Source organism: Shewanella sp. YQ_9 (assembly GCF_043103185.1).
In the GTDB taxonomy this organism is placed as follows: Bacteria; Pseudomonadota; Gammaproteobacteria; order Enterobacterales; family Shewanellaceae; genus Shewanella; species Shewanella algae.
Genome location: NZ_JBICJO010000064.1, coordinates 1 through 16,350, shown reverse-complemented (window position 1 = coordinate 16,350; position 16,350 = coordinate 1). Strand labels below are relative to the sequence as shown.

Annotated in this window: 20 protein-coding genes; 13 read left to right on the top strand and 7 right to left on the bottom strand. The window is 54.2% G+C overall.

Translation table 11 applies throughout. From position 1 onward, the window contains the following. The first annotated feature begins 98 nt into the window (after positions 1-98). From ACF8D4_RS17890 to ACF8D4_RS17880, 3 genes are all read left to right on the top strand, one after another. Complete coding sequence (locus ACF8D4_RS17890; RefSeq protein WP_025889419.1) at positions 99-1,400, top strand: NAD(P)/FAD-dependent oxidoreductase; 1,302 nt, start codon at positions 99-101, stop codon at positions 1,398-1,400. 101 nt (positions 1,401-1,501) lie between these two features. Beyond that, positions 1,502-1,738, top strand: coding sequence for a hypothetical protein (locus ACF8D4_RS17885; RefSeq protein WP_025011415.1), 237 nt, complete (start codon positions 1,502-1,504; stop codon positions 1,736-1,738). Beyond that, positions 1,735-1,986, top strand: coding sequence for a hypothetical protein (locus ACF8D4_RS17880; RefSeq protein WP_028778989.1), 252 nt, complete (start codon positions 1,735-1,737; stop codon positions 1,984-1,986). The genes ACF8D4_RS17885 and ACF8D4_RS17880 overlap by 4 nt, the downstream gene beginning before the upstream one ends. On the opposite strand, the gene ACF8D4_RS17875 is transcribed toward ACF8D4_RS17880, so the two are convergent. Genes ACF8D4_RS17875 through ACF8D4_RS17865 form a run of 3 tightly spaced genes read right to left on the bottom strand, consistent with a single transcriptional unit; the run spans position 1,983 to position 3,827 of the window. Then, entirely contained in the window at positions 1,983-2,501 is a 519-nt protein-coding gene (locus ACF8D4_RS17875) for a YgjV family protein (RefSeq protein WP_345853626.1), read from the bottom strand. The genes ACF8D4_RS17880 and ACF8D4_RS17875 overlap by 4 nt on opposite strands. 60 nt (positions 2,502-2,561) lie before the next feature. Next, the gene (locus ACF8D4_RS17870; protein WP_392466083.1) at positions 2,562-3,152 is read right to left on the bottom strand and encodes a Crp/Fnr family transcriptional regulator; all 591 of its coding nucleotides are present in this window, start codon (positions 3,150-3,152) and stop codon (positions 2,562-2,564) included. A gap of 12 nt (positions 3,153-3,164) precedes the next feature. Next, positions 3,165-3,827 carry a hypothetical protein gene (locus ACF8D4_RS17865; RefSeq protein WP_109248559.1) on the bottom strand — a complete coding sequence of 221 codons (663 nt, stop codon included), beginning with the start codon at positions 3,825-3,827 and terminating at the stop codon, positions 3,165-3,167. A 234-nt stretch (positions 3,828-4,061) separates the two neighbouring features. Between ACF8D4_RS17865 and ACF8D4_RS17860 the strand changes: the two genes are divergently transcribed. The 5 genes from ACF8D4_RS17860 to ACF8D4_RS17840 are packed head-to-tail and all read left to right on the top strand — an operon-like array spanning position 4,062 to position 7,627. Then, a complete protein-coding gene (locus tag ACF8D4_RS17860; RefSeq protein WP_025011410.1) occupies positions 4,062-4,622 on the top strand; it encodes a YbhB/YbcL family Raf kinase inhibitor-like protein in 561 nt (186 codons plus the stop codon). Then, a complete protein-coding gene (locus ACF8D4_RS17855; protein ID WP_392468906.1) occupies positions 4,619-5,767 on the top strand; it encodes an L-dopachrome tautomerase-related protein in 1,149 nt (382 codons plus the stop codon). The genes ACF8D4_RS17860 and ACF8D4_RS17855 overlap by 4 nt, the downstream gene beginning before the upstream one ends. 16 nt (positions 5,768-5,783) lie before the next feature. After that, a complete protein-coding gene (locus tag ACF8D4_RS17850; RefSeq protein WP_044733952.1) occupies positions 5,784-6,233 on the top strand; it encodes a VOC family protein in 450 nt (149 codons plus the stop codon). Between the two features lie 34 nt (positions 6,234-6,267). Beyond that, positions 6,268-7,158 (top strand): glycine betaine ABC transporter substrate-binding protein, encoded by an 891-nt coding sequence (locus tag ACF8D4_RS17845; protein ID WP_304715973.1) that lies wholly within the window; start codon positions 6,268-6,270, stop codon positions 7,156-7,158. Continuing rightward, positions 7,148-7,627, top strand: coding sequence for an Atu1372/SO_1960 family protein (locus ACF8D4_RS17840; protein ID WP_243889569.1), 480 nt, complete (start codon positions 7,148-7,150; stop codon positions 7,625-7,627). The genes ACF8D4_RS17845 and ACF8D4_RS17840 overlap by 11 nt, the downstream gene beginning before the upstream one ends. Before the next feature lie 84 nt (positions 7,628-7,711). Here the strand turns inward: ACF8D4_RS17840 and ACF8D4_RS17835 are convergent, their stop codons facing one another. The 3 genes from ACF8D4_RS17835 to ACF8D4_RS17825 all read right to left on the bottom strand — a co-directional run bounded on the left by ACF8D4_RS17835 (position 7,712) and on the right by ACF8D4_RS17825 (position 11,327). Next, entirely contained in the window at positions 7,712-8,266 is a 555-nt protein-coding gene (locus ACF8D4_RS17835; RefSeq protein WP_144221085.1) for a MarR family winged helix-turn-helix transcriptional regulator, read from the bottom strand. 145 nt (positions 8,267-8,411) lie between these two features. Further along, positions 8,412-8,984 carry an alkylphosphonate utilization protein gene (locus ACF8D4_RS17830; protein WP_025011406.1) on the bottom strand — a complete coding sequence of 191 codons (573 nt, stop codon included), beginning with the start codon at positions 8,982-8,984 and terminating at the stop codon, positions 8,412-8,414. A gap of 99 nt (positions 8,985-9,083) precedes the next feature. Then, the gene (locus ACF8D4_RS17825) at positions 9,084-11,327 is read right to left on the bottom strand and encodes a TonB-dependent receptor domain-containing protein (protein WP_392466076.1); all 2,244 of its coding nucleotides are present in this window, start codon (positions 11,325-11,327) and stop codon (positions 9,084-9,086) included. A 180-nt stretch (positions 11,328-11,507) separates the two neighbouring features. On the opposite strand from ACF8D4_RS17825, the gene ACF8D4_RS17820 reads away from it, so the two are divergent. Further along, a complete protein-coding gene (locus ACF8D4_RS17820) occupies positions 11,508-12,182 on the top strand; it encodes a DUF2461 domain-containing protein (RefSeq protein WP_219013047.1) in 675 nt (224 codons plus the stop codon). A 61-nt stretch (positions 12,183-12,243) separates the two neighbouring features. Here the strand turns inward: ACF8D4_RS17820 and ACF8D4_RS17815 are convergent, their stop codons facing one another. Beyond that, positions 12,244-12,816: a TetR/AcrR family transcriptional regulator gene (locus ACF8D4_RS17815; RefSeq protein ID WP_037468223.1), complete on the bottom strand. Its 573-nt coding sequence runs from the start codon at positions 12,814-12,816 to the stop codon at positions 12,244-12,246. Positions 12,817-12,996: 180 nt separating this feature from the next. On the opposite strand from ACF8D4_RS17815, the gene ACF8D4_RS17810 reads away from it, so the two are divergent. The 4 genes from ACF8D4_RS17810 (at position 12,997) to ACF8D4_RS17795 (ending at position 16,102) form a co-directional block, all read left to right on the top strand. Further along, entirely contained in the window at positions 12,997-13,617 is a 621-nt protein-coding gene (locus ACF8D4_RS17810) for a glutathione S-transferase family protein (RefSeq protein ID WP_304715976.1), read from the top strand. 28 nt (positions 13,618-13,645) lie between these two features. Beyond that, entirely contained in the window at positions 13,646-14,317 is a 672-nt protein-coding gene (locus tag ACF8D4_RS17805; protein WP_156020060.1) for a glutathione S-transferase family protein, read from the top strand. 156 nt (positions 14,318-14,473) lie between these two features. Next, on the top strand, positions 14,474-15,790 hold the full coding sequence (locus ACF8D4_RS17800) for an RsmB/NOP family class I SAM-dependent RNA methyltransferase (protein ID WP_304715978.1): 1,317 nt from the start codon (positions 14,474-14,476) through the stop codon (positions 15,788-15,790). Between the two features lie 150 nt (positions 15,791-15,940). Continuing rightward, a complete protein-coding gene (locus tag ACF8D4_RS17795; protein WP_093982544.1) occupies positions 15,941-16,102 on the top strand; it encodes a small highly charged protein in 162 nt (53 codons plus the stop codon). Positions 16,103-16,350: the final 248 nt, after the last annotated feature.

Here is a 16,350-nt window from a genome sequence, read left to right as displayed (position 1 = left end):
CATTCAGGCCTTGCGGGGTTGATGCAAATCAGGGCGACCGAGTTCGCCTGCCGGAATAACAGAATTTGTTTTTAAATCTGCAACAGGAAAGCCATTAAATGCACGAGTTAGCCAATATCGTCATCGTCGGCGGCGGCGCCGGTGGTATGGAGATCGCCACCAAACTGGGCCATAAACTGGGCCGCAAAGCCAAGGCCAGAGTCACGCTTATCGATGTCGCCGACAGTCATGTCTGGAAACCCCTGCTCCATGAGGTCGCCACAGGCGCATTGGATGTCGGGGTTGATGCCATCAGTTACCGCAGTCACGCAGCCGCTCACGGCTATCACTTTCAGCAAGGCGCCATGACGGACATAGACCGCAAGGCCAAGCAAGTGATACTGGCGCCCATTTGTGATGACAAAGGTGAAGAGCTGTTGCCATCACGGCGCATCGACTATGACTATCTGGTGGTTGCCATCGGCAGTATCGCCAACGACTTCAATATTCCCGGGGTGCGGGAACACTGCGTCTTCCTCGACAACACAGAACAGGCCATGGCCATCCGCCAGCGCTTGTTGAACAAGTTTATGCGTTATGCCAGCCATCAACAGTTGGATGAGAAGATCAAAATCGCCGTCGTCGGCGCCGGTGCCACCGGGGTGGAGATGTCGGCCGAAATGCATCACGCAGTGGATCAGCTCAAGGGTTTTGGCTACAAGATAGATACCAGCCTGTTGGAAGTCACCCTGATTGAGGCCGACAAACGAATACTGCCCAAGGTGGAAAAGGAAGAGATCTCGGCGGCAGTCGCCAGAGAGCTGAGCACTCTGGGAGTCCGGGTGATGACCAATACCCGTATCACCCAGGTGACAGCCAAGGCGTTAACTACCAGTGAAGGCGAAGAGATCCCGAGCGATATGGTGATCTGGTCCACCGGGGTCAAGGCGCCTGAGTTTCTCCACGGCATTGGCGGACTGGAAAGCAATCATATCCATCAGCTGCTGGTCAAACCCAATGCCCAAACCACGCTGGATGAGCATATCTTTGCCATTGGAGACTGTGCCGCTTGTCCGCAGCCGGACGGCAGCTGGGTGCCGCCAAGGGGCCAAGCCGCCAGGCAGATGGCCTTGATGACAGCGGATAACATCATAGCCATGCTCAGCGGCAAGACTCCCTCGAAAGAGTACCTTTACAAGGATCTCGGTTCACTGGTGAACCTGTCACGCTTCCACACGGTCGGCAACCTGATGTCTTTCATTGGCGGAGGCGTCATGGTCGAAGGCAAGATAGCCAGATTTGTTTATACCTCTCTCTATCGCCGCCATTTGATAGAGCTGCACGGTGTGGTCAAGGGCACCCTGCTGATGTTTGCCAAGGGGATAACCCGGATAATCCATCCCCATCTCAAGCTGCATTGATAAAGGGGGGGGCCAGGCGCCCCTCTTTTATTTGCCACGCCGGCAAGGCTATAATCGCTGCAGACTTATTTACCCGTAACAGACGAATTCAGATACTGCCTATGACAGCTCAATCCGCCGACTTTTCCAATATCAACCAAAGCAGCGCCCAGTCCTTCAAGGCGCAGAAAAATCTGATCAAACAACTGCTGGCCGGTAAAAAAGTGCCCTGCCCTAAATGCCAACAAGCCTTGAGTGCCACCCTGCCACCGGCAAAATCCACCTCAGAGCTTGCCAGCATCCGCTGCCCCAAGGGCTGCACTGATATTGAGCTGGAAACCGAACTGCCGGGCAAGTGAGTAAGCCCAATAAAAAAGGACCGCAACAGACGGTGGAAATCATCTGCTGCGGCTGCAAGGCAAAACTGTTCAAATATCGAAAGGGCGGCAAAGGCGCCTTGGTTAAATGTTTTGTCGAACGGATCCTGACAGATCATACGCAAACGCCCTGTACCTGCCCCGGCTGCGGCCAGGTCTTCGCCCGTCAGGCACTGATCCGCGGCGTGCCTGCATTCAAGATTATCGGTGGCAAGGCGCGCATGAATTAGCCCCCTTGTGCAGGCGCCGAGCCTTTGCGGCGCAGATAGAAACGGTAGTATCCCAACAGATTGCTGCCGATAAACACAGACTCCATCAATACCGCCATCGGCGAACCCAACAGGATATTATTCAGCAGCCAGCAACCGCTGCCGAAAAACATCAGCTCCCTTAATCGTTTGTCATCACGGCAAAAGGCCGCCCTGGTCTGCAACAAACTGCCGGCCAGACTCAAAAGATCGAGCCATTGATTGAAACTCAGGGCCACGGCCGTGACCGAAGCGGCCATAAACAGCCACATCAGACGTCTGTCAACGGTGAAGATACTGACAAAGAATCTGACACTGGCAACCAACATTAAAATGGCCGGGCTCCAGTGGTTGAGCAAGATAAAATGCGCCGAGATCAGCAGGCCCGACACCACCAGACAAGCGAGCACGGCGCGCCTGTGCCTGAACTGGAATGACAAAAGATCGCTAAACAGCGCCAGAGTGACCAACAGCTGTGAAATAACAAAAATGGACAACACAGTATCCCGGAAGATTGAAACCGGCCGCTATTGTGCTGTGCCATTGAGGCGATGGCATTAACTTAGGTTAAGACGCCGGCGAATACGGCTGAGGCTCTCTGGGGTGATGCCGATATAGTTGGCCAACTGCACCTGGCTCAGGGCTCTTATCCAGTGTGGCCAATGATTTTTTAACCACAGGTAGCGCTGCTCTGGCGACTTGAGCAATAGAAAAGCTTCTTTCTGCTCCTTGTAGCGCAGCTGGGCACGCAGCAATGAAAGCTCAGCGCGCTGAAACCCGCCAAGCTCAAACAGGCTCAGGGGCACGACCACCAGAGTGCTGTTTTCCAGTGCCTCAAGTTGATAACGGGCAGGCTCAGCACTGAGAAAACTGCTGTAAAGCAGACAAAATTCGCCAGGGAAATAGAACTCTTTGCAGCGCTGCTGCCCATCACTCAGATAGTGGCAGGCCCGCAGCAGACCATTGAGCAATAAAAAGCCCGACTGCTGTTTGCCACCTTGTGCCAGCAGCACCTCACCTGCCTGACAACTTTTCAGCTGAGCCTTATCCAAGAGTGGCGCCAAAGCACTGGGTTCAAGCCCCAACTCAAGGAAAAAGTCTGTCAGCACCCGGAAAGCGGCCTGATGAGACATAGATTCATGGCTCATTCAGTCGGGCGCCTATTGGGAAGAAGACGGCAGAATCGAGGTAAGCGTCACAAAGAAAGTGCGTTCCACATACTCGCCCGGCGCTTCGGCCATGGATTGCTCCTGGGTGCGGGTCTTCAGCGCCAGAGTCACGCTGTAAGGCGGGTCGAACGGCTCTTTGGGGGTAATGGCTTCAATCTCAATTCGGTCGCCGAGAAACTGGCTGGCCAGATGCGCAATGGCGCCGGTTTGATAGTCAAATCTGAACATGCCCAAATACCAGAACACACCTGAGCCCTGGGTTGTCACCGCGAACGGAACAACAAACTGCATGGATTCGGCATTGCCGGGCAAGTTTAAGGGGGTCAACTTGCGGTAATCGAGCAACACCTCCCCACGAACCACTTCATCCTGATATTCGCCAAACGCCAGATGCTGCTCTTCCTTAAAGCCGGTAAGAGTGACTGACTTGTTGCTGTCCGGCAAACGGATCCTGAACTGTTCACGGGTATCCAGACTGAACAGCCGCTTCATCACCCCCTTGGCCCCGCCATCGAATTCAGCCAGTGGACGCACCATATCGTTCTCCCTGACATAGAGGTCATCCTCGGTGAAGTTGAACCTGTAGATCCCAAGAGCGATCACCGCCAGAAACACCAGCCCCAACACTACAGCCACACGAATAAACAGCTTCATAATCCATCCCGTTAACACACACCCGGCCATATCGGCACACAGACTTACCTTAACCCCAAAGCCTAATGGCCGCAGCCGGGATCTGAATTCCTGTCAGCCCGGGTTCAGTCAAAACCGCCTTTTTCAAAAAATTTTTGAAACTAAAGCCAACGGCTGCCCGCTTATCCCAGGAAAGCTTTTCTCTATGATAACGCCAATCAACCAAATTCACTTTAATTTAAAGGATATTACACCATGAAATACGGTATCGGATACCTTTTGGGGCTTGGTGCTCTGGCATTACAACCCTTGGCCCATGGCGCAGATTTACAACTGAAAAGCTCATTAACGGCCAATCGAGTCATACCGGCAGACTACTACTGGAACCAATTCGGTTGCAACGGTGCCAACCTGGCGCCCAGGCTGGACTGGCAAAATGCGCCGGCAGGAACCAAGAGTTTTGCCATCACCTTTTACGATCAGGATGCTCCCACAGGTTCAGGCTTCTGGCACAGGGTGGTATATGACATTCCCGCCAATGTCCACAGCCTGCCGGGCGGCAAAGATGGCGGCCCCTTACCGGAAGGCGCCATTGAGTCAAACACAGATCTGGGAAAACCCGGTTTCTTCGGCCCTTGCCCGCCCGAGGGACGTCAGCACAGATACAAGTGGACAGTCCATGCGCTGGATGTGGCCAAACTGCCGGTAAAACCCGACTATTCAGCGGCGCTGACCGGCTTCTTCCTCTGGCAACACACTCTGGCCAAGAGTGAACTCGTGCTGCTGGCCGGCCCAAGAAAGGAGTCAACCCAATGAAACTCCTGACTCTGTCTACCCTACTGGCCGGCGCACTGGCCTCCTTTGGTATCTCAGCCGCCGCGGCATCCGCTTCGCAGTTTTCTGATAGTCAAGTTCAGGTCTACCGCACTACAGAGCAGGCTGTCGGTGGTATCAGCTTCACGCCAAGCGGGCGTATGTTGGTGAGTTTTCACCCCTTTTACGAGCCTGAAACCAAGGTGGCGGAAATCCTCGCCGATGGCAGCAGCAAACCATTTCCAAACCGCGACTGGCAAGGCTGTGTCCGCGCCGACGGCAGCCAGAAAGATCCCGATACCTGCCTCAACTGGGTTCTTGGTCTGCGTACCGATGCCAACGGCATTGTCTGGTTGCTTGACTCGGGCCAGGCCAGCCCCAGAGTCACCCCTAAACTGGTGGCCTGGAACAGCAATACCGACAAGCTGGAGCGGATTATCCACTTGCCTTCGCCGGTATCCCTGCCGGAGTCGCAGCACAATGACTTACTGATATCCCCCAAGCATCAGTTGATTGTTATCGCCGATGAAGGCATTGCCACCGGGCCTTTGGGCGACAAGGCTGCTCTGGTGGTGGTAGATCTCAAAACAGGCCAGAGCCGCCGGGTACTGCAGGGCCACCCGAGCGTGATGCCCGACACCAAGCGCCCGATAGTGATAGATGCCGGCACAGCCGGGCAGAAATCGATTCCCGTTTATGTGGGCGTCGATGGTATTGCCATGGATAAAGATGAAGAGTGGCTCTACTTTGCCCCGCTCAACAAGGGGGAACTATACCGGATCCCCATGTTGGCGTTGGCCAATCCTTCCCTGCCGGCAAGCGTGCTGGCCAATCAGGTGCAGTTTTGGGCCCACAAACCCAATAACGGCGGCCTGAGCATAGATGTCGACGGCAATCTCTACCTCACCGAAGTCGGCGAGCGCCGTATCGGCATTATTCCGGCAAGCAGTCGTGAGTATCGCCCCTTTGCCGCAGATCCGAGAATGATCTGGCCAGACGGTGTCAGCCTGGGTGCCGATGGCTTCCTCTACAGCGCCGCCGCACAGCTGCCGTTGTCTGCGCCACTGAACGATGGCAAGGCCGAAAACCCCCCCCCTTACTACATCTTCCGCTTCAAACCTTTGAGCGCCGGTGTAGCAGGAAACTGAAACCAAGGAGTCCATCATGAATATTCAGGGATTGGATCACTACACGCTGCGCAGCAGTAAGCTGCAGCAGACCCGTGATTTCTACTGCCGGGTTGTCGGCTTGAGCGAGGGCTACCGCCCGGCGTTCGCCTTTCCGGGCCATTGGTTGTATGCCGCAGACAAACCTGTGCTGCATCTGGTGGCCGCCGAGCAAAACCCGGCACTCGAGGCCTACCTAGGACAAAGGCGCAGCACCAATGGCTCCGGCGTCGTGGATCATCTGGCCTTTCGCGGCGCAGACCTAAGTGCCATGCAGCACAAACTGCTTGAACTTGAGCTGCATTTTCGCGAGCGGCAGGTCCCTGAAATTCTTGAACATCAACTGTTTCTGGAAGACCCCAACGGCATTACCGTCGAGATGATTTTTCCCTTCTCACCGGACAATAAGGTCCTGGGAGAAGCCATGCCCAAGCTGAGATTTCGCTGATCCTAACGGCCATACCATTGACAGGAGAAACCCCATGCCAAACCCGATACCAAACCAAGCAGTCACTTCAGCATCACAGGCAACGCCGCTGCGGCTGGGAGTCACCAATCTCAGCTTTCACCGGGCCACTGCCGCCATTGTTGTCCATGTGCTGGATATCATGGGTAAATCGGTGCAATTGAGTTTTTCCGATCATCAGGCCAACTTCGACGCACTTGGCCGGGGCGAGCTTGATCTGCTCTGCTCCGCCTGGTTACCCCACAGCCACGGTATCTATCTGGATAAGGTCAGGCAAAATCTAGAGGTGCGGGAACTGGGGCTGCATTATGAACCCTATGCCCTCTGGGGCGTGCCAGAATATGTGCCGCAAGAGCAAGTGGATTCGGTGACAGATCTACTGCGCCCAGACGTGTTGGAGAAAATGCGCCGCCACATTCAAGGCATTGGCCCGGGTGCCGGCATCAGCCGTTTCTCAAAACAGATGATGCAGGATTATGGTCTGCAACAGGCCGGCTATGAGTTCCATACCGGTACTGAGCAGCAATGTTTCGACGCCTTTGAGGATGCACTGCAACACAAGGCCTGGGCCGTGGTGCCCCTGTGGCAACCCCAGTTTTTGCATCATAAATACAAGATACGGGAACTCAAGGATCCCAAAGGCCTGCTGGGTGGCAAAGATCGCGCCGTACTCTTGCTGGCAGAAAATGCCGCCGGTCACTTTACTCAGGCTCAGCTGCGGGTGCTGGATAATATTCGGATGCTCAATAGGGACATTGCCGAGCTGGACTATGCCATCAACCGAGAGGGCCTTAGCGCAGAAGAAGCTGCCGGACGTTGGCTGAGTGCTCATCCGGTTATCCTGTCCCAATGGCTGTCTCCCCTTTGGCGTCGTCAAACCTGTGAGGAATCTAACCATGATGCATGACACACCTGAGCAGCGGCTCAACGCCCTGGGAATGAGTCTGCCCCGGGTCGCTTCGGCGCTCGGCAACTACGAGCCTGTAGTGATCAGCGGCCATCAACTACTGACCTCAGGCCAGTTTCCCTTTGAAGATGGCAAGATAAAGTATCAGGGTCGGCTAGGGGTAAATCTGGAATTGTCGGATGGCTATGCCGCCTGTCAGTTAGCGGCGCTCAACGCCATAGCCCAATTGCAACAGGCGTTGGGAAACCTCTCACGGATAAAACAGATTATCCGCCTCGAGGGAGTGCTCAATGTGGCCGAAGGCTTTTTCGACCACCCCAGAGCCTTGGATGGCGCCTCGGATCTGCTGCTGGCGGTATTCGGTGAAGCCGGACGCCACACCCGGATGATCTGGAGTAACCCAGTAATGCCACTGAACAGCTTGTGTTTGGTCTATCTGGTGGCGGATCTGCACCCTCTGGAGGATTGAAGTCACTTAAAGGCCAGCTTGCTTTTAATCCCCGGCTTGCCGGGGCGGATCATCGCGGTCGTCTGCACCGGAAGCTCATCAGGCTCAGGACTCAAGTTCAGCCAGCCAGCCCTTAAGCAGCGCAGCCAGTTTCTGCCTGTCTTTGACCGAGATCCCTTTAAGCAACTGCTGCTGAGCCGCCATATGGGCCGGCAGTGCGGCCTCTACCTTGGCCTTACCTTCGGCAGTAAGCTGTACATTCACCGCCCGACGGTCTTCGGTACAGTGACTGCGGCAGATGAGCCCTTTCTGCTCCAGCTTATCCAAACGGCTGGTCATGGCGCCTGAGGTCAGCATCATGCTCTGGTGCAATTGCCCCGGAGTCAGAGTGTAAGGCTCACCGCTGCGACGCAAGGTTGCCAGCACATCAAACTCCCCCTGACGCAGACCGAACTCACCATGGCAGCGAAGGATTTCGGTTTCTATATGCTTATGTATTCTGGCCAGGCGACCAAAGACTTCCATCGGTTGCAGATCATCAGTAACACCGGCGGCCAGCCACTGACTGACTATGGTATCTACGCCATCCTTGATATCTTTGGCTTGTGGCTTGTGGGCTTGTGGCTTGTGGGTTTGTGTTTTTAGCTCTTCCTGCGACATAATTATCTCGATAACAAGATTCTTAACAAGGAATCATATTCCAGCGTGCGACAAATCCCAAGCCCTGAAATGAAAAACGCCGCAGAAATCGATTTCTGTGGCGTTTTTTAACTGCATTAATCAGCGAAGAAGCGAACAGCTCCGCTTAAGATTTCTTCACATAGCAGCTCAGGATAACGATGCGGGTACCATTGACCCGGCCTTCGATATGCTCAGGGTTGTTGGTCAGAGCTATGTTACGCACGGCGGTGCCGCGCTTGGCCACAAAGCTGGTGCCCTTCACGTTGAGATCTTTAATAATCACTACGGTATCACCGGCGGCCAACTGAGTGCCATTGCTGTCCAGTGTCGGCGCCGAATCATCGCTGTCGGCCGCCAGAGACTCGGCATCGCCCCAGGCTTTAAGATCGTCTTCCAGATAAAGCATATCCAGCAGATCCTGAGCCCAACCTTCGCCACTTAGGCGCTTGAGCATGCGGTAAGCCATTACCTGTACGGCAGGAACCTGACTCCACATACTGTCGTTCAGGCAACGCCAGTGGTTAACATCCATGGTGTCCGGAGCGGCAATCTGACCTTCACAGGTAGCGCAGATCATGATGTCACCGTCGGTGCGATCACCCGAGTGAGGCAGATCGTAGACAGACAGAGCGCCTTCGGCTCCACAGAGTTCACATTTCCCGCCACAGCGGCTTTGCAGTTCAGTTTCTGAAGTCATTACTAATATTCTTCGGTCAGGCAAAACGCACATTATGCCGCAAAATCAGAGCTTGATCAGGTTTGCAGCTCACAAAAGCACAAAATAACTGGGGTTTTATCAGAACTGGTACGCCAGACTGAGGCGAATATCCCGTCCCTGAGCCGCAATACCATCGGCCAGATGCGGACTGTAATACTGGTTGGTCAGGTTACGCAGCGCCAGCCTCAGCTCAAGCCCCTGCAACATATCTTCCGGCTGGAAGGCAAGATACAAGTCTTGCAGAAAATAGGCCTGGCTGGGTCTATCGCTGACAAACAGGCCCTCATCCGGCACCTTCTGCTGCGCATCATACCAGCTGCCACGCCAGGAGAGCGACAGCTCGGGAGTCAGGTAATACCCCAGGTGCAGACGCATATTGAGCGGAGGAATGTCTCCCAGGTTTTCATCCCTGCCACTGCTGTCACGCAGGCTGCCGCTGTGCTTGCCGCGGGTATAGGAAGCCGTATAGTCGGCAAACCAATCGTGCCAACGGTATTGAGCCTCGAAGTCGCCACCGTAGATATGGTAGCCGTCGAGATTCACATAGCCGCTCTCAAGTGGTTGACTCTTGTCGACCCAGAGCCCTTTGCGCTGAGCGATATCCTGTTTTCCCTGATTCCAATACAGAGTCAGTTGGGTCGAGAGCCTGTCATCGCCGGCGAAGACCCCATCAAAGGCGCTGCTCAGCCCAAGCTTATAGGCGTGCAGCCGCTCGACATCTACCCCGCGACTGGTCGCCTGAGCACTACTGGCCTTGGCATATTGCACCGCATAAATCTCATCCACCACAGGTGCCTGCAGGCTGTAGGCATAGTCCAGGGTCAGGAAACTGACATCACCGAGACGGTATTCCAACCCAAGCCTTGGCGACCAACCGCTGTGGCGGGTAGAGGAAAAGTCATGGCCGACACTGGGGTCGTTGTAATCCGGCGCCAGATTGCCATGGCCTATGCTGTAAATACTGTCGAACCGCAGCGATGGTTTTAGGATGAGGTTGTCCGTCAGGGCAATGCTGTCGCTGATATAAAAGGCGTAGGTATCCTGGCGACCTCCAGGCTGATAGTAAGGCGTGTACAGGCCGAAGTTTTTCTCCGCCTTGTTCTGATAACTCTTGTTGAATACCAGTGAGCGGCGATCGAGCGAGCGGTACTGCAGCCCCACAGTCAGCAAGTGGTCACCCAACTGGCTGGTGTTGTTGATATCGATAAAGTCCCTGTCGTATTCGAGCCAGGACTCGTGGCCAAAGTTACCCACAGAAACAAACATCTTATCGAAGGCTATCTGGGGCCTTACCCAGTGCCTGTCGTTACTGCTGCTGGACAGCGCCAATTGCAGATCCCACAGCGGACTGGCCGGTGTATAGCGGTAGTTGAGTGAAACTGTGCTGTCTTTGTAACTGTTGAGGGCGGTATTGGCGTATTCTGCCGCCTCAAAAGAGCCGTACTTTTTGATATTGAACTCAGATACAGTGGGCATTTCGCCGCGGCGGTTGGCCCAGGGTTTACGGCCTTCATCATCGTAGGAGGTATAGCTCAAAGACAACTTGTGCGCCCCCAGCTCATAATCCAGCTTGGCCAGGAGGTTGTTTTGCCGATAGCCTGAGAAACGAAACACCTGGCCGTTGCCCAGCTCAAGATCACCGGCATCTTTATAGCTGTAGTTAACAAGTGCCGACAGCCCTGAGTTCAAGCGGCCATAAAGCGTACCTGTGTAAGTCTCCAAGCCGTTGTTATCGGCATAGCTGGCCTTGACTCTGGCGCCCAAGGTTTTGCCGTAATCCAGAAAATCATCGGCACTCTTGGTCACCACATACATGGAGCCACCGAAACCACCATTGCCGGAGCGGGGATCGTGGGCGCCCTTGATCACCTCAATTCGCTTGACCATATCCGGGTCGATAAAGAAAGAGCCGTAGCGATACTGTTCAAACCCGACCGGGGCGTTGTCGACATAGACATTGAGATCTTCTGTCTCACCAAAGCCCCAGACATTAATTTTCTCACCGCCGCTACGGGGGCCGCCATCAAGAGTGATGCCGGGCACAGTGTCCAACACTTCGGCAAAGTTTCCCGCCTGTTGCTCCTCTATGTCCTCCAATGTCACCAAGGCTTCGCCCGGACGGGTCAGCGTCAGTTCCCAACGAAAAGGCTGGCCACGCACCTCTATGATCTCTATCGCTTCCACCTTAGGCTCACCCAGCACACTGGTACCACTCTTGGGCGGCTGAGAAGTGGCGGCCAGCAAGGGCCAGGGCGCCAAGGCACACAGCAGTAATGGCAGCTTGCCGCTCGGCGCCATTCGCCGGGATTGTTCGCTTGTCATCTATCATCTCCCCTTAAAAAGAAGGCGGCATTATAAGAATCAAGCTGACAAATGAGAATTATTCTCACCGATATTTACACAGGATCCAATTTGGTTATCTTTGTTTTAAAAATGTAAAACCACTTGACTCACAACAGGCTTTCACCTGAGATATCGCCGTGAAGAAAATGGAGAACAAAAATGAGCTTCAGCGAACAAGGTTTTGCCTTTCTGACCCGGCTGGAAAACAACAACGACAGGGCCTGGTTCAAGCAACATCAGGATGAGTATGAAACCCTGCTCAGGGGGCCGGCACTGGCATTTATTGAACAGATGCAGCAGCCTATTCAGGCCTTGTCTCCCAGATTGACGGCGGTCGCCAAGAAGGTCGGAGGCAGTTTGATGCGGCCACAGCGGGACACTCGCTTTGGTCACGACAAGTCGCCCTACAAGCTCAATGTCGGGATCCAGTTTCGCCATTTTCAGGGTAAAGATGTCCACGCTCCCGGGTTGTATCTGCATCTGGCCAACGATGGATGCTTTATCGCTGCCGGGATCTGGCGCCCCGAATCCAAGGTGCTCGGCGCCATCAGGCAATGTATCGACGACAACCCACGCGCCTACAGCAAGGCGTTGGAGGAATTACAGCGCCATGGGTTTACGATGGACGGTGACAGCCTGGTGCGGCCACCCAAGGGGTTCGATAAAAGCCACCCATTGATAAACGAGTTGAAACGCAAAGACTTTGTGGCGCTTAAGATGCTGACAAAAGAGCAGGTTTGCGGCAATAATTTTGTCGACTTCTGTGCCAGTGAGTTCCAACACACCCAGGCGTTGATGCGCTATCTGTGCTTTGCCCTGGACTTGGATTATTGATGTCTGTTCCTGGATTATTGATTGCCGTACCCGGGCTTAAACCGCCCAGGGACAATCTGGCTCAACGTCCAAGCTGAGCGCGCATCACACTCAGCGCCTGCTGCAACTCCTGATGCAAACCGGCCTTGCCGAGCACCCGAATCCCCTGCAGTTGCAGCAGTAACCAGGCCGCGAGCGCCTCGGTATTGTCGCTGTTAAGCTCGCCGCGCTCTCTGGCGTGGGTCAGCGCCTTGGCAAACGCCTCCTTGATGGAGTCAAACAAGTGCCGACTCTCTTGCTGTACGACAGCATCCTCCAGGCTCATCTCCAGCAGCGCATTTTGCAGGAAACAGCCGTATTTTTGCTCTCGCTGCAGGGCCACAAACTGTTCAAGATAATCAATTACCTGTTGCAACCCTGCGCCTTCGGCGCGCAGGCTGTCGAGCGCTGGCAAAGAGTTTTGCTGCAGATACAGACGCAGCGCCTCCCGGTACAGGTTCAGCTTGTCGCCATAAGTGTTATAGAGACTGAATCTGTTGATCCCCAGATGCTCGACCAGATCCGCTACTGAGGTGGCGGCATAACCCTTTTGCCAAAAGAGCTCCATTGCCAATTTCAGCTTATCTTCCCGGTCAAAATTGCAACTTCTTGCCATACTGCTCCCAAGCGTTCCCAGCGAATGACGTGCTGTATATTTAGCCAAATTAATTCTTGACTGATCGTTCTGATATCCCCTAAAGTCTAACCTAAACGATCGTTCCGAAAAAGATTTGAATACATTTTCCTGACAGCCAAGCCAGGGGCAAAACGGCCCAAGACAGATGGAGAAAGATAGATGAAGCTGTATGAACTCGGACCTACCCCAAGTGCCCGCAGAGTCAGTATTTTCATGGCGGAGAAAGGCATAGATATCGAGCGGGTAAACGTCGATCTTCGCGGCGGAGAAAATCTCTCGGCCGAATTCAAGGCCAAGAGTCTCAATGGCCGCATTCCGCTGCTGGAGCTGGATGATGGCAGTTATCTGTGCGAGTCTGTGGCCATCTGTCGTTATCTCGACGAGCTGTTCCCTACCGAGCTTAAGCTCTTTGGTAGCACGCCGCTGGAGCGAGCAAAGGTGGAGATGTGGCAGCGCATCGTTGAACTGCAGGGGTTGTTACCTGCCTTTCAGGCATTTCGCAATATCAGCGGCATCTACAGCGACCGGGAAACCTGCATTCAAGCCTGGGGCGAAGAATCCCGCAAGCGCCTGGAATCTTTCCTGCCTTTGCTGGAGCAGCGCCTGAGTGAATCCCCTTATCTGGCCGGTGAAAACTACTCCATTGCCGATATCACCGCCTATATCTTATTGGGATTCATCAAAAATCTGCAGATTTCACTGCAGCCTTTCCCTGTGCTGCAGAGCTGGTATGAGCAAACCGGACTACGCCCGGCAATGAACCAGCCAAAACAAGGATAAAAGAAAGGTTAAAATCAAGGAGACACACATGATTGAACTCTATACCGCCGCCACCCCCAACGGCTTTAAAATCAGTATTGCGCTGGAAGAGATGGGCTTACCCTACCGGGTACACCATCTGGATCTCAGTGCCAATGAACAGAAACAACCCGAGTTTTTAGCCATCAATCCCAACGGCCGGATCCCGGCCATCATAGACAGGGATAACGATGATTTCGTGGTGTTTGAATCCGGTGCCATCCTGCTTTACTTGGCTGAAAAAACAGGGAAATTCTTACCTGTTGATGCCAATAATCGCTCCAAGGTCATCCAATGGCTGATGTTCCAGATGGGCGGCGTAGGCCCCATGATGGGACAAGCCAATGTGTTCTACCGCTATTTTCCGGAAAAGATCCCGGCCGCGATAGAGCGTTATCAAAAAGAGGGCCGGCGCCTGTTTGAGGTGATGGATAATCAGTTGGCCAAACATGCCTATCTGGCCGGTGATGAGTACAGCATAGCCGATATGGCCACCTGGCCCTGGGTGCGGATTTACGACTGGAGCGGCATAGATATTCAAGGTCTGCCTCATCTGCAACGTTGGCTGGATACGCTGGCTCTGCGCCCGGCCTGTCAAAAAGGTATAGTCACCCCAGAGTCCAGGGACCAATTAAGCGATGAAGACAGGGCCAAACAGATAGCGCAAATGGTTACCCGCTAAGTCTGAGTCGTGTGGTAAGCATTAGTAAACAGTAGCAACCATTAGCAACCATTAGCAACCATTAGCAAACATTAGCAAACAAGGTGCCGGGGACAGGCCACGGCACTTCTGTTAATATTGGCGCCATTGCTATCCACACTTGATGCAGAGAAACCTTTGACCGCGCCAAGCTCCTCACTGACTCAGGCCCAAAAACGTGCCGCCAGTTATGCCAACACCATCAACACACTGTTTATTGAAATCCTCGACAGTCGCCAGAGTGCCGATCGGGTGCTGGCGAACTATTTCCGCAGCAACAAGAAACACGGCTCCAAAGACAGAAGAGTCATTCGGGAAACCCTGTTTGCCTTGTTTCGTTGGTGGGGTTGGTTGCGACAACTTGAAGCTACCGATGAGCAAAGCCTGTGGTTCCAGCGCCTGGCATTGGCGGCGGCGATAGAAGCCCACCCTTGGACGGATATTATCTGTGCCTGGCAACAACAAGCCGGCAAGTCATTCGCCCTGCCTGAGCAGGCTCTGGCCCCCAAAGCCGCCGCCGCATTGGTATCCAAGGTCTCTGGCCGACATGTCTTGGCAAGAGACCTGGCGCCGGACTGGTTCTGGCAGGCCTTGGCGCCGCTGCCAGAGGCCCGGGAAGAGCTGCTGATAGACGCGCTTTGCAGCCGCCCGCCCATCTGGGCCAGGGTGCAAAATATGCCGCTGTCCAAGGCCCTTGCCGAACTCAGAAGCGCCGGAGTCGATGCCAGCGCCGCCCCCGTCTTCAAGGACGCCATCAGCCTTGGCAGCAAGAGTATCAATCTCAATGAAATCAAACTCTATAAAGAAGGGTTTATTGAGGTGCAGGATCTGGCCTCCCAGGTCATAGGCCAGGTTTGCGCCCCAAGGGCCAATGAAAACTGGTGGGACGCCTGCTCCGGCGCCGGTGGCAAGAGCCTGCAACTCAGCTCGCTGATGCAACAAGATGGCGCCGCCAAAGGCGTTTGGGGCACTATTACCGCCTCGGATATCCGCCCGGCTGCGCTCAATGAACTGGAAAAACGCGCCAAACGCGCCGGTTTCAACATCAAGGTTGCGCCTTGGCGCAGTGATGCCCTGCCGGTTGCCAGAGAAGCCTTCGACGGCGTGCTGGTCGATGCCCCCTGCAGCTGCACCGGCACCTGGCGCCGAAATCCGGACATGCGCTGGCTGGATGACAGCCAGGCCATCAGCGATAAACCCGCGCTGCAGCTCGACATACTCAGCCGCGCCTGCGATGCGGTCAAGCCAGGTGGCACTTTGGTTTACGCCACCTGCTCACTGGCGGACAGCGAAAACCGCCAAGTAGTCGATGCCTTCCTGGCCAAGCGGCCCGAGTTTACTCTGGAAACGCTCAACCACCCATTCAGCGGTGAACAGACACAGTATTTGACGATTTGGCCCTTTGAAGCCAATGCCGATGGGATGTTTGTTGTTCGTTTTCGTAAACAAGGCTAGCAAGAGTCAGGTTAATGCCTGAAGGAAACCGGGGACAGACATGCAATAATTTTTACCTTGAGACGCTAAATTTCTCACTTTAGCTTGACCGGCGCTTTAGGTAAAAAGGAGCGGTGCAACCTATATGCACTGTGTTATTGGAAATGGATCATGTCAAACCACTATGATTTCGACGACGATGATGCTCCATGGGGAGATCATGTCAGGGGTAAGCAAAAGAACAAACGGGTAAAACAGCGCCGCCGGGACAGCAAGAGACGTTATCCGGACGAATATATGGAGCCTGAGTTCCTCAGAGATAAATGGAAATAATCTTGGCTTAATCTCAAGAAAACCAATCAAAAACAAAGGGGCTGAAGGTGCGAATAAGGAAAGTGCGAATAAGCCCCATTTGTGCTCTGCGTCGACTCACAGACCTGGATCCAAGGCGTATGTACTAGCTCAGACTTGAGTATATCTTGGCCTCGGCATGGCACCCTTCCTTTTTAAGCCTGCGGCAGGCAATGAGAAACATCCATCACCGGAGGCCCAACCAATGTTATTTGGCTACTTTGAGCTGA